This window comes from Thalassovita autumnalis, from assembly GCF_001458255.1.
GTDB classification, from domain to species: domain Bacteria; phylum Pseudomonadota; class Alphaproteobacteria; order Rhodobacterales; family Rhodobacteraceae; genus Thalassobius; species Thalassobius autumnalis.
Map to the genome: position 1 here is coordinate 46,683 of NZ_CYSB01000039.1, position 21,177 is coordinate 67,859.

At 61.9% G+C, this 21,177-nt stretch carries 14 protein-coding genes; 5 read left to right on the plus strand and 9 right to left on the minus strand.

Annotated features, from left to right (window positions below; translation table 11 throughout):
• The first annotated feature begins 101 nt into the window (after window positions 1-101).
• The 3 genes from TL5118_RS16100 to TL5118_RS16110 all read left to right on the plus strand — a co-directional run bounded on the left by TL5118_RS16100 (window position 102) and on the right by TL5118_RS16110 (window position 8,675).
• Window positions 102-5,552, plus strand: coding sequence for an alpha-2-macroglobulin family protein (locus TL5118_RS16100; RefSeq protein ID WP_058245344.1), 5,451 nt, complete (start codon window positions 102-104; stop codon window positions 5,550-5,552).
• Window positions 5,549-7,591 carry a penicillin-binding protein 1C gene (pbpC, locus tag TL5118_RS16105; protein WP_370701687.1) on the plus strand — a complete coding sequence of 681 codons (2,043 nt, stop codon included), beginning with the start codon at window positions 5,549-5,551 and terminating at the stop codon, window positions 7,589-7,591. Before TL5118_RS16100 ends, pbpC begins: the two co-directional genes overlap by 4 nt.
• 73 nt (window positions 7,592-7,664) lie before the next feature.
• On the plus strand, window positions 7,665-8,675 hold the full coding sequence (locus TL5118_RS16110; protein ID WP_242601802.1) for a M23 family metallopeptidase: 1,011 nt from the start codon (window positions 7,665-7,667) through the stop codon (window positions 8,673-8,675).
• Here the strand turns inward: TL5118_RS16110 and TL5118_RS16115 are convergent.
• The 3 genes from TL5118_RS16115 to TL5118_RS16125 form a co-directional block, all read right to left on the minus strand.
• Entirely contained in the window at window positions 8,672-10,948 is a 2,277-nt protein-coding gene (locus TL5118_RS16115; protein ID WP_058245346.1) for a peptidoglycan -binding protein, read from the minus strand. The genes TL5118_RS16110 and TL5118_RS16115 overlap by 4 nt on opposite strands.
• Before the next feature lie 2 nt (window positions 10,949-10,950).
• The gene (locus tag TL5118_RS16120; RefSeq protein ID WP_058245347.1) at window positions 10,951-12,159 is read right to left on the minus strand and encodes a hypothetical protein; all 1,209 of its coding nucleotides are present in this window, start codon (window positions 12,157-12,159) and stop codon (window positions 10,951-10,953) included.
• Between the two features lie 67 nt (window positions 12,160-12,226).
• Window positions 12,227-12,757 (minus strand): gamma-glutamylcyclotransferase, encoded by a 531-nt coding sequence (locus TL5118_RS16125; RefSeq protein WP_058245348.1) that lies wholly within the window; start codon window positions 12,755-12,757, stop codon window positions 12,227-12,229.
• Window positions 12,758-12,824: 67 nt separating this feature from the next.
• On the opposite strand from TL5118_RS16125, the gene TL5118_RS16130 reads away from it, so the two are divergent.
• Entirely contained in the window at window positions 12,825-13,817 is a 993-nt protein-coding gene (locus TL5118_RS16130) for a DUF2125 domain-containing protein (RefSeq protein ID WP_058245349.1), read from the plus strand.
• A gap of 6 nt (window positions 13,818-13,823) precedes the next feature.
• On the opposite strand, the gene TL5118_RS16135 is transcribed toward TL5118_RS16130, so the two are convergent.
• Genes TL5118_RS16135 through TL5118_RS16150 form a run of 4 tightly spaced genes read right to left on the minus strand, consistent with a single transcriptional unit; the run spans window position 13,824 to window position 18,063 of the window.
• Window positions 13,824-14,543 carry an extensin-like domain-containing protein gene (locus tag TL5118_RS16135; RefSeq protein WP_306345438.1) on the minus strand — a complete coding sequence of 240 codons (720 nt, stop codon included), beginning with the start codon at window positions 14,541-14,543 and terminating at the stop codon, window positions 13,824-13,826.
• Window positions 14,544-14,572: 29 nt separating this feature from the next.
• The gene (locus TL5118_RS16140) at window positions 14,573-15,484 is read right to left on the minus strand and encodes a prephenate/arogenate dehydrogenase family protein (RefSeq protein ID WP_058245452.1); all 912 of its coding nucleotides are present in this window, start codon (window positions 15,482-15,484) and stop codon (window positions 14,573-14,575) included.
• A 2-nt stretch (window positions 15,485-15,486) separates the two neighbouring features.
• Entirely contained in the window at window positions 15,487-16,572 is a 1,086-nt protein-coding gene (hisC, locus tag TL5118_RS16145; RefSeq protein WP_058245351.1) for a histidinol-phosphate transaminase, read from the minus strand.
• A gap of 60 nt (window positions 16,573-16,632) precedes the next feature.
• The gene (locus tag TL5118_RS16150; RefSeq protein WP_058245352.1) at window positions 16,633-18,063 is read right to left on the minus strand and encodes an aminotransferase class V-fold PLP-dependent enzyme; all 1,431 of its coding nucleotides are present in this window, start codon (window positions 18,061-18,063) and stop codon (window positions 16,633-16,635) included.
• A gap of 105 nt (window positions 18,064-18,168) precedes the next feature.
• Here TL5118_RS16150 and TL5118_RS16155 point away from each other — a divergent pair, with 105 nt between their 5' ends.
• The gene (locus TL5118_RS16155; protein WP_058245353.1) at window positions 18,169-18,630 is read left to right on the plus strand and encodes an Lrp/AsnC family transcriptional regulator; all 462 of its coding nucleotides are present in this window, start codon (window positions 18,169-18,171) and stop codon (window positions 18,628-18,630) included.
• A gap of 50 nt (window positions 18,631-18,680) precedes the next feature.
• On the opposite strand, the gene TL5118_RS16160 is transcribed toward TL5118_RS16155, so the two are convergent.
• Window positions 18,681-20,327 carry a flotillin family protein gene (locus tag TL5118_RS16160; RefSeq protein ID WP_058245354.1) on the minus strand — a complete coding sequence of 549 codons (1,647 nt, stop codon included), beginning with the start codon at window positions 20,325-20,327 and terminating at the stop codon, window positions 18,681-18,683.
• A 51-nt stretch (window positions 20,328-20,378) separates the two neighbouring features.
• Window positions 20,379-21,110 carry an OB-fold-containig protein gene (locus TL5118_RS16165; RefSeq protein WP_242601803.1) on the minus strand — a complete coding sequence of 244 codons (732 nt, stop codon included), beginning with the start codon at window positions 21,108-21,110 and terminating at the stop codon, window positions 20,379-20,381.
• Between the last annotated feature and the right edge of the window lie 67 nt (window positions 21,111-21,177).

Sequence of the window (21,177 nt, forward strand, 5' to 3'; positions counted from 1 at the left end):
GCGCCCCGGCATCGACCGGTGGAAACCCCACCTTGCTGATTCGGCCTGTGGCTGGCAGCATTCTCTTCATATTCAGGGCATTGGATTTGAGGAGGATCTTCATGAAACCGGTCATTGCGGCACTTTTGAGTGCGCTTTCACTCACCTTATCCATTCCCAGCCCGACCCTTGCCGAGGGGGAACTGCCAGAACGCCGCCTGCTGCTGTCGCGTGATACGGATTTCTATGGCTCAGACCTGCAGGCGCTGTTTGATACGGAATATGGCGCTTGTGAACGGCTGTGCCTGAACGATCCCAGCTGCAAGGCCTTTACCTTCAACCAGAAATCCAATGCCTGTTTCCCAAAATCCCAGATCACCGATCGCCAACCCTATGAAGGTGCCTGGTCCGGGGAATTTCTGGCCACCCTACCCGCACTGAAAGCCATCGCCGCAGCGCGTGCGGCCGCCGCAACCGCCTTCCTTGGCCCCAATGATATCAGCCAGGCCCGCGCGCAGGCTCAGAAACTGGGCTGGACCCATCCCGGCGGGCATTACCCGGTTGAAACACTGCTGAGCAGCGCCGCCTCGCGCCGCCAGGCGGGCGATTGGGTCAACGCAATGCGTTGGGCCGGCGCCGCGCTGTCGCACACGGATGCTGCCGATCAATGGGTGGAATACGCCCGCCTGTCCTTGCGCGCTGCGAATGTCAGCAATGACACCCGCAGCCGCTATGAACGCCGGGGCCTCTGGGCGGCGATGAACGGCTACCTGCGCGCAACCAACACCGCCACCGCCGCGGATGCGCTGATGGTTCTGGCCGATGCCTTCCAAATCCGCGATCGCGGCCGCGATATGGTGCCAGCACTGCGGTTGGCCAAGGATCTGGAACCCGGCTGGCAAGAGATTGACGAACGTCTGGACGATGCGATCGGCAAATATGGCTTCCGCATCACGGAACACGACGCTGAAAGTGACAATGCCTCGCCCCGGGTCTGCGCCGAGTTTTCGGAGAAGCTGAAAACCGCAGGCTTTGACTACACCCCCTATCTGAAACTGCCCAGTGAGGATCTGGCGGTCAGTGCCAGCGGCAAACGCCTGTGTGTGGAGGGATTCACCCATGGCGAACGGGTGCAGATTACCTACCGCGCCGGTCTGCCTGCCGACAATGGCGAGGTGACAGCCAAAGATGTGACATTGGCCCAGTATATCCGTGACCGCTCGCCCAGCGCCCGCTTCCCCAGCCGCGCCTATGTGCTGCCCAAATCGCCCGATGCTGGCCTGCCGATTGAAACCCTTAATCTGGACCGGCTGGACCTGAAACTCAGCCGGGTCAGCGACCGCAACCTGCTGCGGGCTGTTCAGGAACAGTATTTCGGTCGTCCGCTTTCCTACTGGGAGACACAGGATTTCAGCGCCAATATCGCGGAAACCGTCTGGGAAGGCGAAGGGGAGGTTCAAAATGAACTGAACCGCGAAATGACCACCCGCCTGCCGATGGGTGAGGTGATCGCCGATCTGCCCGCTGGCATCTATGTGCTGCAGGCGCAGGTGCCCGGTGCTGACCCCTATGATGAACCGGACGCGATGCAATGGTTCGTGCTGTCCGATCTGGGCGTCACCACATTCGCGGGCACCGATGGCCTGCATGTTTTTGCCCGCGCGCTCAGCTCCGCGGAGGCGCTGGCCGGGGTGGAGGCGACGCTGATCTCACGCTCCAACCGGGTGCTGGGCAAAGTGACCTTGGATGACGCAGGTCATGGGCTGTTTTCCCCCGGTCTGACCATGGGCCAGGGATCTGCCGCACCTGCCCTGTTGGTGGTGGAAAACGGCGATGCGGATGTGACCTTTCTGTCGTTGAAAGATGCTGCTTTCGATCTGTCGGACCGTGGCGTTGAAGGCCGCGCGCCCAGCCCGGCAATTGATGTTTTTGTCAGCACGGATCGCGGCGCCTACCGCGCCGGTGAAACCATCCATGCCACCGTTCTGACCCGCAGCAACCTGGCCGAGGCGCTGGAGGATCTGCCGATCACCGCCATCCTGACCCGTCCGGACGGCGTGGAACACAGCCGCCACCTGTCACAGGGTGCAGTGGCGGGCGGTCATGTCTTTGCCCTACCGCTCAGCCCCACCGTGCCGCGCGGCAGTTGGCGGCTGGAGGTGAAAGCCGATGTCGACGCCCCTGCCTTGGCCAACGCCAATGTTCTGGTGGAGGATTTCCTGCCGGAACGGATCGATTTCGACCTGAGCCTGCCCAAGGGTACCATCCGCCCGGGGGACAGCCCGCTGATGACGGTGGAGGCACGCTATCTCTTCGGGGCCCCCGCTGCCGGATTGACGCCGCAAGGCACGGTCATTCTGCGCGACGCGGGTGAGGTGCAGGACTATCCCGGCTACCGCTTTGGCCGTCAGGATGTCCGCTTTGCCCCCCGGACCGAGTTTTTTGGCGGTGCTGACACCGACGCGGATGGACGCTCCACCGTGCCCGTTGCCCTGCCCGAATCCAGCAATGCCGATCGCCCCCTGCAGGCTGAGGTGATCGTTACATTGGCCGAAGGGTCTGGCCGCCCCGTGGAACGTAGGCTCAGCCGTGATCTGGCGCCCGCGGGCCCGATCATCGGCATCAAACAGATGTTTGAAGATGTGGTTCCAGAGGGCACAACCGCCGACCTGCAGGTCATTGCGCTTGGCCCGCAGATGGAGCCGGTGAACATGCCCGTGCGCTGGACGCTCAACCGCGTTACCACCCGTTACCAGTGGTATCAGCAATGGGGCAGCTGGGAATGGGAACCGATCACCACCCGCAAGCCGGTGACATCAGGTATCGCAACGCTGGGGGCACAGCCCCTGACGGTCACCGTACCGGTTGATTGGGGCAATTACGAATTGGTGGTGGAAAGCACCGAAGGCGATCCGATCTCCGCCTCCAGCAGTTTCTACGCCGGTTGGTACGCACCGGCTGATACCTCCAAAACGCCAGATACGCTGGAGCTGTCGCTGGACAAACCCGCCTATCGCCCCGGCGATACAGCGCAGTTGCGACTGGTGCCGCGCTATGCGGGCAAGGCCCTGGTCACCGTCATGTCCAACCGCGTCATCGCCATGCAGGCGGTGGAGGTTGAGGCCGGTGAAAACCTGATCCCGGTGCCTGTCACCGATGACTGGGGCGCCGGGGCCTATGTGACCGCGCAGGTGATCCGCCCGATGGATGTGGCCGCCGGGCACAACCCGGCCCGCGCCCTTGGCCTGTCCTACGCGCGGGTGGATCCCGGCGACAAACAGCTGCGCGTCAGCATCGACACCCCCGCCGAGGCCAGCCCACGTGGACCATTGAACGCAGCCATCAAGGTGGCTGGCGTGCCCCCCGGTGAAACCGCCTATGTGACGGTAGCTGCGGTGGATCTGGGTATTCTGAACATCACCGGTTTTGACAGCCCCGATCCCTCCACCCACTATTTCGGTCAACGCCGTCTGGGGGTTGAGATCCGCGATCTTTATGGCCGGTTGATCAACGGCATGGATGGGGCGATGGGGCAGATCCGCTCGGGCGGGGATGCCAGCAGCAGCAACGCCTTCCAGTCCCCACCCCCGACCGAGGAGCTGGTGGCCTATTTCACCGGTCCGGTGACTGTTGGCGCTGACGGACGGGCAGAGGTGCAGTTTGACCTGCCGGCCTTCAACGGCACGGTGCGGCTGATGGCAATAGCCTGGTCCAAAACCGGTGTCGGTCAGGCCGAGGCCGATGTGCTGGTGCGTGATCCCGTTGTGGTGACCGCCAGCCTGCCGCGATTCCTGGCCCCCGGGGATCGGTCCCGCCTGTTGTTGGAAGTGGTGCATGCCACCGGCCCTGCAGGTGAGATGCGGCTGGATCTATCCGCTAGCGGGCTGCAACTTGACACCAGCGGCGTGCCGCAGACCGTGTCGCTGGCCGCTCAGGGCAAGGCGGTGTTTGAGGTGCCCGTCATCGCGGCAGATGTGGGCGATCACAGCCTGCGGGTTGCCCTGACCACACCCGATGGCAAACAGCTGATCAAGGACTTGACCCTTGGCGTGCGCAACAATGATCCGGTCACCGCCACCACCCGACGGTTTGATCTGGCCGCCGGGCAAAGCTTCACGCTGGATCAGAACGTCTTTGCCAATCTGCGGCGCGGCAGTGGCGCGGCAGTTCTGTCCGCCGGCCCGCTGGCCAAACTGAATGCCCCGGCCCTGCTGGCGCGTCTGGATCGCTACCCCTATGGCTGCACCGAACAGGTCACCAGTCAGGCGATGCCGCTCCTTTACCTCAGCTCCGTGAACGAAGCCTTGGGCTTGGGCGGTCAGGACCGGATCCAGCTGCGCATCGATCAAGCGATTGAGAAGGTGCTCACCCGGCAAAGCCGCAATGGCGCCTTTGGCCTGTGGCGACCGGACAGTGGTGATCTGTGGCTGGACGCCTATGTCAGCGATTTCCTCAGCCGGGCAAGGGCTGCCGGATATCAGGTGCCTGATCTGGCCTTCCGCATGGCGATGGACAATCTGCGCAACCGAGTGAACTACGCCGCTGATTTCGACGAAGGCGGCGAGGCATTGGCCTATGCGCTGATGGTCCTGGCCCGCGAAGGCGCTGCCTCGATGGGGGATCTGCGCTACTATGCAGATGTGAAAGGTCAGGCCTTCACCACCCCAATGGGGGCGGCACAGCTGGGGGCGGCGCTGGCGCAATATGGCGATCAGACCCGTTCTGACGCGATGTTTGCCTTGGCCGCGGCCCAGATCCGCGCCGAAGCCGGGCCCGAGCGCAACATCTGGCGTGCCGACTATGGCACCCGACTGCGCGACAGCGCCGCGGTTTTGTCGCTGGCGGTTGAGGCAGGGAGCACCGCCGTGGATCAGCCCCGGCTGATGCAACGCCTAGGTGCTGCCGGGCCCGAAATGTCGACACAGGAAACCGTCTGGTCCCTGATGGCGGCGCAGGCCTTGGTGCAGCAGCCCAGCCTCAGCGGGCTGACTTTGAACGGCGCCACGGTCGAAGGACCATTTGTGCGCATGGTTGAGGATGGTCTGGACCTGCAGCCGCTGACCGTGACCAACACCAGCAGCCAACCCACGCAGATCACCCTCACGACCGAGGGCGTGCCCGCAGGCGCGACCGAGGCGCGCGGTTATGGCTACCGGATGAAGCGCAGCTACTACACGGTGGAGGGTGAAAAGGTTGATCTGTCATCGGTGAAAACCGGCGACCGGCTGGTCACGGTGCTGTCGATCTACCCGGCCGAAAAAGGCGGGGCACGGCTGATGGTCAATGATCCCTTGCCAGCCGGATTTGAGATCGACAATCCCAACCTGCTGCGACAGGGCGATATTCGCGGCATGGAATGGCTGGACCCGGTGGAGGGCGAACATAGTGAGTTCCGTGCCGATCGCTTCCTGACCGCGGTGAACTGGCGGTCGGACCAACCCTTTGATCTGGCCTATATCGTGCGGGCGATCTCACCGGGTGAGTTCCACCATCCAGCAGCAGTGGTTGAGGATATGTACCGGCCAGAATATCGCGCCAACACGGCCTCTGGCCGTTTGGTCATCGCGCAGTGATGCGCCGCACCGCCCCTTTTGTGCTGGTCGCGCTCCTCTGGGGGGGCGCGGCTCTACGCGATATCGGGGCGGACTGGATCGCAGCAACTGTGGTGCCGCCACTGGCGCTGGAACAGTCAGTCGAGGTGCGTGATCGCAACGGCGCCTTGCTGCGCGCCTATACAGTTGCTGATGGCCGTTGGCGTCTGCCCGTCACACTGTCGGATGTGGACCCCAGCTTTGTCACCCTGCTCACCACCTATGAGGATCGCCGGTTCTGGCAGCATCAGGGCATCGATCCGCGCGCCATGCTGCGGGCGGCGTGGCAGGGGCTGAGACATGGCCGGGTGGTGTCAGGCGCCTCAACCCTGACAATGCAGGTGGCCCGCCTGCTGGAGGGCGGCCCCACCGGGCGCTGGTCTGGCAAGATCCGGCAGATCCGGCTGGCACTGGCGCTGGAACAACGGCTCAGCAAGGCTGAGATCCTGACGCTCTACCTGAACCTCGCCCCCTATGGTGGCAATCTGGAGGGGATCCGCGCCGCAACGCTGGCCTATTTTGGCAAGGAGCCGCTGCGCCTCACCCCGGCGGAGGCCGCGCTGCTGGTCGCCCTGCCGCAATCGCCGGAACGCCGCCGGCCTGACCGCCATCCCATCCGGGCAGAGGCCGCCCGTGACCGGGTGTTGGAGCGGGGCAAAACCTTTGACCAGCTAAGCGACGAAGATCTGGCGGTGGCGCGATTTGATCCGGTGCCGACCATCCGCCATGCCTTCCCGGTGCTGGCACCTCATGCGGCCGATCTGGCACGCACCGCTGCACCTGACAGGCAACGCCATGACCTGACCCTGGACGCGGGGCTACAGGCAGAAATCGCCCGGCTTGCCGCTCAGGCGCTGCGGGGTAGGCAAGACAGCCTGTCCATCGCCGTGTTGGCGGCCGATCACCACAGCGGTGCCGTTCTGGCCTCTGTCGGGTCGGCGGGCTACAGGGACGGTCGCGGGCAGGGCTATGTGGATATGACCCGCGCGCTTCGCTCCCCCGGATCCACGCTGAAACCGCTTGTTTACGCCATGGCCTTTGATCAAGGTCTAGCACATCCCGAAACCCTGATCGATGACCGTCCCGTGGCCTTTGACGGCTATGCGCCGCAAAACTTTGACGGTGCCTTCCGGGGCGAGATCCCGGTCCGTGAGGCGCTGCGCCAATCGCTGAACATCCCGGTGGTTCTGCTCACTCATGAGCTGGGGCCGACCCGGTTGATGGCGCGGCTGCGGGCCTCAGGCGCCGCGCCGAAACTACCCGGCGGCAAGCCCGGTCTGGCATTGGCTCTGGGGGGCGTTGGCATCAGCCTGTGGGATCTGGTGCAGCTTTACGCCGGTCTGGCCAATGGTGGTCAATCGATACAGCTGCATCAACAGGCCCTCAATGATCCGGCTGCGCCACAGTCCCTGACCAGCCGCGCCGCCGCCTGGCAGGTGGGCCATATCCTCGCCGATCTGCCGCCGCCCGCAGGCGCCGCGCCCTGGCGGATCGCCTATAAGACTGGCACGTCCTACGGCCACCGTGATGCCTGGGCCATCGGCTATGACGGCGATCATGTGATTGGCGTTTGGATTGGCCGCCCCGATGGCACACCGGTGCCCGGGGCCTTTGGCGGCGATCTGGCAGCACCGGTGCTGTTTCAGGCGTTTCAGCGGCTGAAACCCAAGGCGACCCCCCTGCCGCCACCGCCCCCCGAAACACTGATCCTGACCACCGCAGACCTGCCGCAGGCGCTGCAACGGTTCCGCGGCCGCAAAGCGGTTTTTCAGGCGGAGGCTGACGCGCCCAAGATCGCCTTCCCCCCGGATGGGGCCCGGTTGGCGTCGGGGGATTTTGGGCTGGTCACCAAGCTGCGTGATGGCGCGCCGCCTTTCACCTTCCTTGCCAATGGCACCCCGGTTCTGACCGGCGCGCGGCTGCGGGAGGTGGCACTGCCCACACCCGGGCCGGGCTTTGTCACGCTTACCGTGATTGACGCCAAGGGCCGGTCTGACCGGGTTCAGTTGCAACTTGAGTGATCCAGCAGACCGCAATGACTGGACCCCATTAAACCATGCTGCCACTTTATGCCCCACACCACCGGAGACCCTTATGCGCCGCCGCATGACCGCCGCCTGTTTGACCACTGCCTGTCTGACCGCTGCCTTTCTGACCTGCCTGCCCTCAATGATGCTGGCGGATCCGGTCATGGTGCAACCAATCGACTGCACCTTGGGTGAGGACTGTTACATCCAGTATTACGTGGACCGCGACGCCAGCGACGGGGTGCAGGATTTTGGCTGCGGCGCCCTCAGCTACAATGGGCACAAGGGCACCGATTTCGCGCTGATCTCATTGGATCAGATGGCGCAAGGGGTTGATGTCCTCTCGGCCGCGCCGGGTGTTGTGCGGGGCACGCGTGATGGCATGGCGGATCAGCTTTACAGCAAGGAAACCGCCGGGGCGATTGCTGGCCGGGAATGCGGCAATGGCGTTGCGATTGACCACGGGGGCGGCTGGGTCACCCAATATTGCCACATGAAAAAGGGATCACTTCAGGTGAAAACCGGGCAGCGCGTGGCGGCCAATGCTGTGCTGGGTCAGGTTGGATTGTCAGGCAAAACGCAATTCCCGCATCTGCATATTTCGGTGCGCCAACAAGATCAGGTCGTGGATCCCTTCGCCCCCTATGCCACCAGCTGCAACGCCGGTCTGGACGCAGCGCTGTGGCGCGACGTGCCCGCCTATCTGCCCGGCGGGCTGATCGATCTGGGCTTTGCACTGAAAGTGCCCGAGTATTCTGAGATCAAGGCAGGCCGCGCACACACCCATCAACTGGATCAAAGTGCGCCGGCGCTGGTGACCTGGGCCTATGCCTACGGCAGTCAACCCGGCGATATCTTGCACCTCAGCCTGTTTGGCCCGTCTGACGGCGATGCCCCCGGCCCACGTGTGCTGGAGAAACGGATCTTACTCGACAAAGCCCAACCGCTGTTTTTCCGCGCCATTGGCCGAAAACGTCCCGCAACCGGTTGGGCACCAGGGCGCTATCAGGCCACTGCAAAACTGATCCGCAACAGCGCGGTTTTGGCCGAAAGGCAGGTCTGGGTGAAGCTGCGTTAACGCTCAGTCAGTTTCAGCTCAATCCGACGGTTCTGGGCGCGCGCCTCAGCGGTATTGGCCGGGTTCACTGGCTGGAATTCCCCAAAGCCATTTGCGCTGACGCGGTTTGGCGGGATGCCCAAACGCTCCACCAGGAAACGCACCACCGACAGCGCCCGGGCTTGGCTCAGTTCCCAGTTGTCAGCAAAGACGCCACCAACCCCAAGCGGCTGATTGTCGGTATGGCCATCAACACGGATGATCCAGTCAATCTCGGCCGGGATGTCACCGATCACGCCGCGCAGGATTGAGGCGACTTTTGCAATTTCCTGCGCGCCTTCCAGCGACAGATCGGCACTGCCCGAGGCAAAGAGCACCTCGGAGGAGAAGACAAAACGGTCACCGACGATCCGCACACCTTCCTGATTGCCTAGGAGGTCACGCAGACGGCCAAAGAAGTCAGAACGGTATTTTTCCAGATCCTGTTTTTCGGCTTCCAGCTGGCGTTTCTCTTCCTCCAGACGCAAGCGCTCAGCCTCTTCCAGCTGGCGGCGCTTGCGTTCCTCGGCGGCGGCGCGGGCCAGGGCAGCGTTCAGATCCGCGCCCAGCGTTTCCAGTTGCACCTTGGCAGCGGCGTCGCGGGCTTTGTAATCATCAATGATTGCCTGCAGGCTGGACAGTTGGGTGCGCAGGGCGGCCAACTGCTGGTTCAGCAGGGCCTGTTGTTTCTGCGCCTCTGACGCCAGTTCTTCCTGTGCGGCCAGGGTGGTTTTGGCGGCGGCCAACAGGGTTTCCTGCCGTTCAGCTTCACTCAACGCGTCGCGTGCTTGTTGCTGCGCTGCCAGTTTTTCGGCCAGAGCTTTGGCCAAAACGTCCTGCAATTCCGCTTCGGTCAGGGACATGGCATCGCGGGCTTCCTGTGCCTGCGCTTCGGCAGCCTGTTGCGCCAATTTCGCCGCTTCAATAGATTTCTCAGCCGCCAGTTTGGCAGCCAAGGCTTCGGCCAAAGCCGCTTCGGCGTCTTTTACACCGGCCTCCGCCTCCAGCTTGGCGGCCAGGGCTTGCGCCAAACGCTCCTCGAGACTGGCGCGTTCAGCGGCCAACTGGGCCTCCAACTCCTCCGCACGGCCGTTGGAGGAGGCCAGCTGCGCCTCAGCCTCAGAAAGGCGGGTGCGCAGGTTGGCGATTTCCAGCGTGCCCTCATCAATCTCAGCCAGGGCGGCAGCCAGTTGGTTTTCCAGATCCGACAGGCGTGATGCCGTGGCTTCAGCGCCACCACGAGCGGCCTCCAGATCCTTGCGGGCGCGATCCAGTTCGGCGGCAACATTGTCCTGCGCCAGCAGCGCTGCGGCCAGTTTTTGGGTCAGATCCGCGCTTGCGGCCTCCGCTGCGGCAAGCAGGGTCAAGGTCTCCTCCGCCTCACGCCGCTGCTGTTCCAACGCCAGCGTCAGCGAGGTCAGTTCCGCATCCGCATTCTGCAGCCTATCGCGCAGCGCCTCGGCCGCAGCCGCTTCGGCGAGCCGGGCCTTTTCTTCTTCGTTCAGGGCCTGTTCCAGATCCGCCAGAGCTTTCTCCAGCTCGGCTTTATTGGTGATCAGGTTGGCATTGTCACCTTCAAGCCGTTCCAGCTGCGATAGCAGGGCGGCGTTCTGATCAGCGGCGGCGGCGTTGTCAGATTGCAGATCGGCAATCAGGGCTTCCATCGCCTCACGTTTGGCTGCGGCCAGTCGCGCCGCCTCAGCGTGGGCGTCAATTTCACTGCGCGCTTGAGCCAGCGCCAGGTTCAGCGCGTCACGCTCCCCTTCCAGTGTCTCAATGGTCGCCTGATTGTCAGCACGTTGCTGTTCCAGATCCGTGATGGTGGCCAGATTGCGCGCCTGACTCGCCAGCAGCGTTGCCACCTGCGCCTCAAATTCGGTGATCTGGCTCCGCGCCGCGGCAAGGGCCGCAACCTGCGCATCCCGGTCCGCGGTGAGCGATGCGATCAAAGCCTGCTGCGCCGCTGCGGTGTCACGTGCCTCTGCCAGCGTTGCGTCCAGCTCACCAACCTGCGCGGTCAGATCTGCGGTCTTCTTCTGCTCCAACCCCAGCGCATCGGCCAATGCGGCGATTTCCAGCGACAGGTTATCTAGCTGCGCCTCCTGACCGGTGATGGTTTCGCGCAGCACAAACTGCACCACCATGAAAATGGTCAGCACAAACATCAACACCAGCAAAAGGCCGGTCATCGCATCCACGAAACCCGGCCAGATAGAGTTCTGGAATCGTTGCCCGGTGCGGCGCGACAGGGCCATGTTTAGCCCTCCTTGCCCTTAATGCGGGGGCTGCGCAGGTTAGGTTGATCATGTTCGGCGATGCGGCCCTGCGCCACCAGACGGGTGAGCGAGGCGATATCCATCCGCAATTCGGCCATGGTTTCCTGCCGGCCCGCGCTGATTTCTTCCAAGATCCGCAGCAGCTGCACATCAATCGACCGCAGGCGCATCCGGCTTTCGGCATCCATCCCTTCACCAGCGGTCTGGCTGAGGGTTTCAACCATCTTCTCCTGCCCGTCCGCGACCCGTTCCAAGGCGGAGTTCACCGAACGGTCATCGGCCATGCGATCGGTCAGCCGTTCAATCGAATGAGCCAGCGCGCCAAGCTGCGCATCCACCTGGCTGCGCCCGGCCTCTGACTGCTCAAACATTTGCCGCATCCGGTCCATCTGTTCCAGCATGTGATCCAAAATCTGCACCGCCGCGCCATATTCGCCCGAGGTTTCGCCCTCACCCGATGAGAAAGTCACGCGCGTGATCGTGGACAGCCATTCCTCCAGCTCGCGGTAGAACCGGTTCTGGCCGTGACCGGCGAACAGTTCCAACAGGCCCACAACCAAAGATCCTGCCAGCCCCAAAAGGGAGGAGCCAAAGGCAACGCCCATGCCCGAAAGCTGTTGATCCAGACCGCTCATCAGGCGGCCAAATACCTCCACACCGCTTTCGCCTTCAGCCGGGGCCAGACCGCGAATGGTATCAACCAGCGCCGGAACGGTGGTGGCCAGACCATAAAACGTGCCCAGAAGACCAAGGAAGATCAGCAGGTTAACGATGTACCGGGTGATCTCACGCGCCTCATCGATCCGGGTCGCCACGGAATCGAGGATTGAGCTGGTCGAGCTTGCGTTAATTTCCATCCGGGCCGAGTGTTTACCCAAAAGCGCCGCCAGAGGCGCCAGCAGCCGCGGCGCACGGCGATGTTCCAACTGCTCACGCTCTGAAACGAAGCCTTCGATCCAGCGCACCGAATTGAACAGCTGCGCCACCTGCCAGAAACAGGACAGCACCCCGACGCCAAAGACGAACAGAATGAACCCGTTTAGATAGGGGTTGGCCTCAAACACGGGCAAGATGCGCGGTAGCGCCAGAAACACCACACCCGCCGACAACCCAAGGACCAGAACCATCGAAATGATCTGGCGCACGGGCGGTGAGAATTGCGGCTCGACCTCATGGTCTGTCTGTACCATCCGGACAGATCCCGACTTGTTATTCCTTGGCCAAACTCTATGCCGAAGCCATCAGCAAGCCAAGGACTTATGCGATCAAGCCACGCACACGTTCCGTCAGCCAGTCCAGCTCTGCGTCCTGAATGCCCAATTCGTGCAAATGCGCGGAGGTATTGAACAAATATTCCGGGTTCGGGCCACGGCCGCCGACCGCATGCGCAATGATATGGGCCTGTTCTTCCAGCTCCAGACCGCCGCAATACTGCACATGATCGGGGTCGATCACATAGGTCACCGCCTCCACCCGGCGGCCATCGGCCAGATCGACCTCCAGCACCTTTTCCAGATAGGCGGAGCTGACTAATTCACGTTCGCGCAGGTAATCAAGGACCTTGGCCTCTTCCCCCGCTTTCACCGCAAAGGCCAGACCGTCACAGGAGGCGCCGGTCAACTCATCCAGCGCCAAGACCAGCCCCGGTTTTTCTTCGGTACCGCGATGGTGGATGGAGCGCATGCAGAAGCTGCGGTGATATTCCGGCAGTGATGCCAAGGACTGCGCCGCCGGGGCAAACCCGGGGTTCCACAGCAGTGATCCATATCCAAACACCCACATCGTCATGTTACTGGCCCTTTTTCCTTTGCCCCTGTAAACACCACTCACCCCGGTTAGGAAAGGCCCCAGCCCCGTGAAACGTCTGCTGATCCTCATTGTTGCTGCCGCCACCCTATGGGGGGCCTATTGGTTCATCGGTGCCCGCAGTGTTCAGGCCGGATTTGAGGCATGGTTTGACGCCCGTCGGGTTGAGGGCTGGGTGGCCGAAACCTCAGATCTGAGAGTGCGCGGTTTCCCCAATCGGTTTGACACCACGCTCAGCGATATTGCGCTGGCGGACCCAAACAGTGGCTGGGCCTGGGAGGCGCCGTTTTTCCAGATCTTTGCGCTGTCCTATAAGCCCAATCACATCATCGCCACCTGGCCGAATGAGCAGCTGCTGGCCACGCCTTTTGCCAAATATGACATCAGCAGCGCGCAGATGCAGGCCTCGGTCGTGACCGAAGGCACCGCGCTGGCGCTGGCCCGGACTAATCTGGCGGCTGACACGCTGCAGATCACCGGCCCTTCGGGCGATGGCACCAATATGACGGCGTTCCGCGCAGGTCTGGTCCATGAGGGCGAGAACCTCTACCGGTTTGCGCTGACCGCGCAAGATCTGGCCCCGGCCCGCGCCTTCCGCGCGCTGGTCGATCAGACGGGGAAACTGCCGCGCACGCTTTCGGCCTTTTCCGCTGACATCACCATGCAATTTGATGCCGCTTGGGATCGCCATGCCTTGGAAGATGCCCGGCCGCAGCCGCAGGCGCTGAACGTCAATCTGGCCGAGGCGAAATGGGGTGAATTGGAATTGGCTTTGGCCGGTGATCTGGTGATCGATACCCAAGGCTGGGCCGAGGGCAAACTGACCGTCAAAGCCCGCAACTGGCGGGAGATTGTGCAAATGGCCGTTGCGGCGGGCGTGCTGCCAGACGGCTGGGCGGAAACGCTGACGGGGGGGCTGCAGATGGTGGCCGGCATGTCGGGCAATCCAAACACGCTGGACCTGCCCCTGACCTTTTCCGGTGAAACGCTTTACTTCGGGCCGATCCCGCTGGGCCCTGCCCCCAATTTCACCCTGCGCTAAGCGGCGTTACCGGCAATAGCTGCCGCCTCGATGGCGCGCGGTGTCAAAGTGGAAGTGATCCTTGTGGAACCGGTCACTTTCCGGCCCCAGAACGGTGCCAAAGGGGCCACAAGCGGCCCGATGGGCCTTGCGTAGGATTTTTCCCTCTCGCCGTTGGTTCCAGCCCTGCAGCACGGTGATCGTTGAGCCGTCTTCAAGGAAAATGGCGCTGATATCGATCGCTTTACCTTTGCCGTGCTCCGAGATTTTGGCGCCTTTGCGGTTGTTGCGGGTGCGGCAGGAATAATGCGCTGCTACGCGCAGCCCTTTGACCCCGCCCCTGGTGCGCCCGACCGCAGGCTTCAGCCCCTTCTCAATCCAGCTTTTCAACGCTTTGGCTGTTGTGCAATCCATGATCGAGGGCTGGCTGAGCGTCACCCCTGCCACCTCGCGCAGACGGATCGCATCTTTCACACCACAGCCGGACAGTTTACCGGGCACCCGGCCAACCTCTTCGCCGCGCAGGCTGCGATCACGACAGACCGAACCGCGCTTGGGCAAGCGTTTGGCCGCTTTGGCTTGGGTGACTGCCGTCGAGGCCGCGACGGCTGCAGCAGGCCGCGCCACCGGGCGCAGGCTGCGGGACAGTCCGGCGGTCTTGGGCTGCAGGATGGCAACCGATCCCGGTCGGGCCACCGGCCGCAGGCTTTCGTCCACGGGTTTGGCGCTGGCGCTTGTTGTGGCCATGATCAGCCCAAGTATCGCCAGCATGCCCCTCATGACTGCGGCACACCACGCCCGAAATCGGGCGCTTCGGTATCTTGGCCCGCTTCGATAATGCCGCGACGAATCTCACGGGTGCGGGTGAAGTAATCAAACAGCTGATCGCCGTCACCCGTCCGGATTGAACGCTGCAAGGCAAACAGCTCTTCGGTAAAACGGCCAAGGATTTCCAGTGTCGCGTCTTTGTTGGTCAGGAAAACATCGCGCCACATGGTCGGGTCCGAGGCCGCAATCCGGGTGAAATCACGAAAGCCTGCGGCCGAAAACTTGATGACTTCGCGCTCAGACACCCGGCGCAGATCATCCGCCACACCCACCATCGTGTAGGCGATCAGGTGCGGGATATGGCTGACCACGGCGCAGACCTGATCGTGGTGACCAACCTCCATCCGTTCGCAGTTGGCGCCCAGGGCTTGCCAATAGGCCTCCAGCTGCTGGGTTGCCCCCTCATCCGCGCCATTGGGCACGATCAGGCACCAGCGATTGTCAAACAACGTGTCAAAGCCGGATTCTGGCCCCGAATGCTCGGTCCCGGCCATCGGGTGGGCGGGCACGAAATGCACACCTTGCGGCAGATGCGGTTCAATCGCTTCAATCACCGATTTCTTCACCGATCCCACGTCGCTGACGGTGCAGCCGGGTTTCAGATGCGGTGAAATCTCTTCAGCAATGCGCCCCATGGCGCCAACCGGCACGCAGAGCACCACCAGATCAGCGTCTTTCACCGCCTCAATCGCGCTGTCGCAAACCTGATCACATAGGCCAATGCGCCGCGCGGTGTCGCGTGTCTGTTCCGAACGCGCATAGCCCGAAACCTCAGCCGCCACGCCTGCGCGTTTCATCGCCCAATACATGGACGAGGCAATCAACCCCAAGCCGATCAAGGCAACACGGTTGTAGATCACGCTCACGCCGCGCCCTCCTTGAACTGGCCGATGGCATGGGCCACGCGGCGGCAGGACGGCTCATCCCCGACAGTGATCCGCAGGCAGTTGGGCAGGCCGTAGCCCGCCACTTTGCGCACGATCAGACCCTGCGATTTCAAATAGGCGTCGGCGGCGTTTGCCTCTTTCTCATCCGCAAAGCGGGCCAGAATGAAGTTTGTGAACGACTCGTCCGCCTGCACTCCATGGCCAGCCAGCGCCTCGATCAGCCAGCTGCGCATGCGGGCATTTTCAAGCCGGCATTTTACAGTGTATTCGCGATCGCGCAGCGCTGCCTCAGCGACCTGCAGCTGCAGATTGTTCAGGTTGAACGGCTGACGCACCCGGTTCAGAACATCGATCAGCTCTTTGGGGGCATAGCCCCAACCAACCCGCAGCCCGCCCAGACCAAAGATCTTGGAAAAGGTGCGCGTCATGATCACGTTGTCACGGCTTTCCACCATGCCCGCGCCGCCATCATAGCCCTCAACAAATTCGGCATAGGCGCCGTCCAGCACCAAAATGGCCTGTGGCGGCAACCCTTCGGCCAAGCGCTTGCAATCCTCCATCGGGATCATTGTGCCGGTCGGGTTGGCCGGGTTGGCAATGAAAACGATACGGGTTTTGTCGGTGCAGGCGGCCAGGATCTTGTCCACATCCACCACACGGTCGGTTTCATCCACCTTGACCGGCTTGGCGCCACAGGCATGGGCCAGGATCGGATACATGGAAAACCCGTGTTCGGTATAGATCACCTCATCCCCGGGTCCGGCAAAGGACTGCGCGATGAACTGCAACACCTCATCCGATCCAACGCCGCAGATGATGTTTTCAGGATCCAGCCCGTAGACCTCACCAATGGCTTTGCGCAGCCCGGCGTGATCGGTGCCCGGATACCGATGCAGGTCCAGCCCCGCCTTGCGCAGCGCGTCAGTCGCTTTGGGGCTGGGCCCGAACGGGTTTTCGTTCGAGCTGAGCTTTACCACATCGGTGACGCCAACCACATGGGCCGCACCACCTTGGTAGAGGGCGATTTCCATGATGCCTGGCTGTGGCGTGATCTTGGTCATAACGGGACTCCTTCGTCGCCCCCTAATACCGCCCCCCCCCCAAGAGGAAAAGCGACAAGATCACGCGGCCTTCACAACACGCGAAGGCTGTCCCGTTTGTGCATCAATACGGTAGTGGCCGATGTGATCGCCCAGACCCAAGCTGAGGTCATTTACCGCCTTCACGATGCGGTGCACGGTCTCTTCATCCATCATGTAGGAGAAATTCAACCGCACCCAGCCCGGTTTCTCACGGGTGTCCCCCGCCCGGATGCTATCACGCATCTGATGTGACATTTCTTCGCCAATCCCCAGCAAACGATGGCCATACGGCCCGGCACAGGAACAGCCGCCGCGCACCTGAACGCCGTGAATATCGCTGAGCATCATGGTGTACAGCAGCGGGCTGACCACCGCCATCTGATCGTCCCGCACAAGGAAGGAAAAAATCGGCAAGCGATGTTCAACCTGCGTGCCCAGAAGCTGAATACGGGGGTTGTCCTTCCAACCTTCCAGCCCGATGGCCGCATATCGCGCCTCACGGCGTGCGATTTCTTCGGTGCCGATCACGTCTTTCACGATGAAGGCCAGCGCCGCGCGGATGTCACCGATGATGTTTGGCGTGCCCGCCTCTTCGCGCGCCTCAAGGTTCTGCGAATAGTCATGCCCCCAGGAGGACACGTAGGTCACAGTGCCCCCGCCCGGCCAGCTGGGCTTCTGTGTGGTGACGGCGTCCTTGTTGACGATCAGCAGGCCCGACGCCCCCGGTCCACCGGGGAACTTGTGCGGGCTGACCACAATGGCATCTTTCTGGGCATCGGTGCCCGACATCATATCGATCGGCAGGTAGGGGCCACCACCGGCATAATCCCAAACCGACAGGGCGCCATGGGATTTCAGCAAGCGGGTGACCGCCGCCGTATCCGTCACGATACCCGTCACGTTCGAGGCGGCGGAGAAGCTGCCGATCACCAGATCGCTGTCCTTTACCTCAACCAGCACCTGTTCCAGCATCGCCATGCAGGGGCCGCCGGTTTCGGCCTCGGGGATCTCAATGATCCGCGCCTTGGTTTCGCGCCAGGGCAGGATGTTTGAGTGATGTTCATAAGGACCGATCAGCACCACCGGATCCTGCGCCTCAGCAACCCCAAAAAGGGCAATCAGACGGTTGATCCCGGCCGTCGCCCCGGAGCCCGCAAAGATCACCGCATCCTGCGGACCGGCGCCGCAGATCTGGCCGATCTCAGCCCGTGCTGCATTGCGCAGCGCCGTCATATGCGCCCCGGTGAAGGAGCTTTCGGTGTGGCTGTTGGCATAAAAGGGCAGGACGTGTTCCTGCACATAGGTTTCGACCTGCCGCATCGCCCGGCCTGAGGCGACGTAATCGGCGTAGGTCAGCGACACATCACCATAAATCCCAGGAATCATCGCACCTTCACCGATGACGCCCTGATACAGGCTGCCATCCTCTTTGGCGGTTTCGATCATCTGACGGAACAAGCTGAGTGTCATAACGGAGGCCCCTTATTGTTGTCCTGCCAGTGTGAGCGAATGATGCTAAGGAAACCTCCCCTATCTTTGCGCCGATAGCGCTGATATGTTGTCATTTGATCGCTCATGAGGAAAATTATGGATCAAATTGACAAACGCCTCCTCGCCGCATTGCAACAGGATGGCGCCCTGTCGCAGCGGGAACTGGCGGAACGTGTGGGCCTTTCGCAAAATGCCTGCTGGCGGCGGTTGAAGGCACTTAACGAAAACGGCGTTCTGCAGGGATCCACGGCCCGGATTGACCGGCAGAAGCTTGGACTGGATCTGGTGGTCTTTGTACTGCTGCGCACCCGGCACCATTCGGCCAAGTGGCTGGATGAGTTCCGCCGCCACGTGCTGACCATCCCTGAGATCGTCGATTTTCACCGCATCAGCGGCGACTATGATTATCAGCTGAAGGTCGTGACCGAAGACATGGCCAGCTATGACGCCGTCTACCGCCGCCTGATCGAAGGCGTCGATCTCGACTCGGTCACCTCATACTTCGCGATGGAAGCCATCGCCGAAGGCCGCCCGCTACCGCTCTAGACTCAGACAAAGAAAACCCGCCTCGAAAGGCGGGTTTCTGTGGCCTCAGATCATTCGGCCGCGTGTTCTTCAGCCAGAACCTCCTGTTTCGGCTTGGGATTTGTCTTTGGGGCCTTCACAGCGCCTTCGACCAAACCGGCGACGCCATCTTCCATTGAGACGCCCAGCTCTTCACCCAAGGCTTTCAGCGCAGGCATCTGGACGGCCATGCCCATGATCGAATCAAGCGCCTGATTGACCACCGGCTTATCACCTGCCGCGCCTTCACCCGGCCCAGTTGCGCCGCCGCCAAAAACGCCACCAACCTGATGGATCTTGATCGAATCGATCTTCTCCGCTGGTTTGACCATTTCCGCCACGATGCCCGGCAGGGCCTCCAGACGGGCCAGATCCACCTTCATCGAGACAATCTCGGCCGAGATGGAGTTTTCAGCATCCACAATGGCGCGGCGACCTTCCGCTTCGGCCAGCATGTCAGCTTTCTTAGCTTCTGCCTTGATGGTCAATGCATCCGCTTCGGCCTTGGCTTCTTCACGACGCGCCTCGGCACGGTCCTGCGCGGCCTCCTTCTCAGCCTCGGCAGACAGACGCACGCGGGTTGCTTCCCGTTCCGCTTCACGCTGGGCCTCAATCAGAGCGATCTGCTTTTCACGCTCAGCCTGTGCCACGGTCCGGGTGGTTTCCACCTGTTCTGCCGCACGGGTCGCCTCGGCGCGCGCTTGGTCGGCTGAGGCACGGGCCTGGCTTTCTTCCTCGGACTTTTTGGCAATGATGATGCGGCGCTCTTGTTCCGCGACCTCCAGCTCTTTTTCCTTCAGAATTTCCGCCGAACGGATTGCCTCTTCTCGTTTGATCCGGGCTGCCTCGCTTTCACGCTGGGCATCTTCGCGGCGGGCGGCAACCTCAGCCTGCTGCGCAGCTTGCAACGTGGCAACCTCCTGCTCTTGCTTGATCTGCGCGGCCTTTTCATCCTGTTCGATCAGCAGGCGCTGGCGCTCCGCCTCCATCGCGGCGCGACGGACGGCAACATTGGCCTCAGCATCAATTTCAGCACGCTCTTTCTTTGAGTTTGCAATGACTTCGGCCAGCTTGCGCATGCCCACCGCGTTAAAGGCGTTGTTTTCATCCAGCGCTTCAAACGGCGTTTGGTCCAGGGCTGTCAGCGAAACCGCCTCCAGCTCCAACCCGTTTTTCAACAGGTCCTCGGACACAGCATTTTGCACCTCCTGCACAAACTCGGCGCGATTTTCGTGCAGTTCATCCATGGTCATCCGCGCCGCAACCGAGCGCAGGCCATCAACCAGCTTACCTTCGATCATCTCACGCAGTTGTTCGACGTCAAACGTACGATCACCCAGGGTCTGAGCTGCGCGGCTGATACCTTCATCCGTCGCGTTGACCGAGACGTAGAATTCCACGCCAACATCCACACGCATCCGATCTTTGGTGATCAATGCACCATCATCGCTGCGCTGCACTTCCAGGCGCAGGGTCTTCATGTTGACCGGGCGCACCTCATGCACCAGCGGGATCACAAAGATACCGCCGTCCATGATCACTTTTTTCCCGCCGGCCCCTGTTTTCACAAGGCTGACTTCGCGCGTGGCGCGGTTGTAGAGACGGTTCAACACCATGCCGATGAAAACCAGAGCAACCAGAGAGAAGCCCACGACAAAAATTAGGAATTGAAGTTCCATTTTTCCTCCAAATGTAAGTAGTTATGAATGGTCTGCGGGCGGGAGGGCCCGTCAGCTGAGCGGCAGAATGCGATAGCCGCCATCGCGCAGATTTCGCAGCACCAGCACTTCGGTGCCCTGTGCGATCTCCGCGTCTTTGTCCAAAGGTTCAGCACGCAGGTAGTGATAGTTCCCGTGCCCATCCAGCACACGAACCTGCGCCGGGTTGCCCTGTTTGGCAGTGCCCTGTGACACAATCCCACGACGGCGCCCCAGGCTGCGCTCTGAGAGTGCCGTGCTTTCGCTTTGCGGCACAAGCCGGGCAAATCCTGCCGCGAAAGTCCGGGCAAAAAGTACCCCAGCTGGCAGGGCCAGCGCCCCAGCAACAAGGGCTGGCATCAACGCCCCAAACCCGCGCAGGGCTGCAATCTGCAGCGCTGCACCACTCAGGCCAAACGCCAACAGGAAGGTTGCCAGCCAGACAATGAACGGGGCCTTGCCGATACCCAGCCACCCAAGGGGGCCGGCCGAACCCGGCGCGACCGCTTCAACCTCAGCCGAAACATCGCCCAGATCCGCGATATCGTATTCCGCAAGTTCGACACCATCTGCACCCAGCTCAGGCAGATCAAGATCAGCAAGATCCGGCGCTTCTGGCAAAGACAGGTCCGTGTCCGGGGCCTCTGACGTGATCAGCGAGCTACCCAGCAACAGGAACACAAGTTCCAAAACAAACAGGCCAAGCAGCAAACCAAGAGAAACAGCAAACGGCGCCATTTCCGGTGTCAAAAACAAATCGAGCACGGATCCCCCTCTGAATACTTTTGTATACAATCAATATGGGAAGCAACTATGAGCTTTTCAATGGGGC

Bases quoted from the DNA above. Each gene is read 5' to 3' on its own strand.
- TL5118_RS16115 (WP_058245346.1), bottom strand. From the start codon at position 10,948: ATGGCCCTGTCGCGCCGCACCGGGCAACGATTCCAGAACTCTATCTGG.
- TL5118_RS16120 (WP_058245347.1), bottom strand. From the start codon at position 12,159: ATGGTACAGACAGACCATGAGGTCGAGCCGCAATTCTCACCGCCCGTG.
- TL5118_RS16135 (WP_306345438.1), bottom strand. From the start codon at position 14,543: ATGGCCACAACAAGCGCCAGCGCCAAACCCGTGGACGAAAGCCTGCGG.
- TL5118_RS16125 (WP_058245348.1), bottom strand. From the start codon at position 12,757: ATGACGATGTGGGTGTTTGGATATGGATCACTGCTGTGGAACCCCGGG.
- TL5118_RS16110 (WP_242601802.1), top strand. From the start codon at position 7,665: ATGCGCCGCCGCATGACCGCCGCCTGTTTGACCACTGCCTGTCTGACC.
- TL5118_RS16150 (WP_058245352.1), bottom strand. From the start codon at position 18,063: ATGACACTCAGCTTGTTCCGTCAGATGATCGAAACCGCCAAAGAGGAT.
- TL5118_RS16160 (WP_058245354.1), bottom strand. From the start codon at position 20,327: ATGGAACTTCAATTCCTAATTTTTGTCGTGGGCTTCTCTCTGGTTGCT.
- hisC (WP_058245351.1), bottom strand. From the start codon at position 16,572: ATGACCAAGATCACGCCACAGCCAGGCATCATGGAAATCGCCCTCTAC.
- TL5118_RS16100 (WP_058245344.1), top strand. From the start codon at position 102: ATGAAACCGGTCATTGCGGCACTTTTGAGTGCGCTTTCACTCACCTTA.
- TL5118_RS16155 (WP_058245353.1), top strand. From the start codon at position 18,169: ATGAGGAAAATTATGGATCAAATTGACAAACGCCTCCTCGCCGCATTG.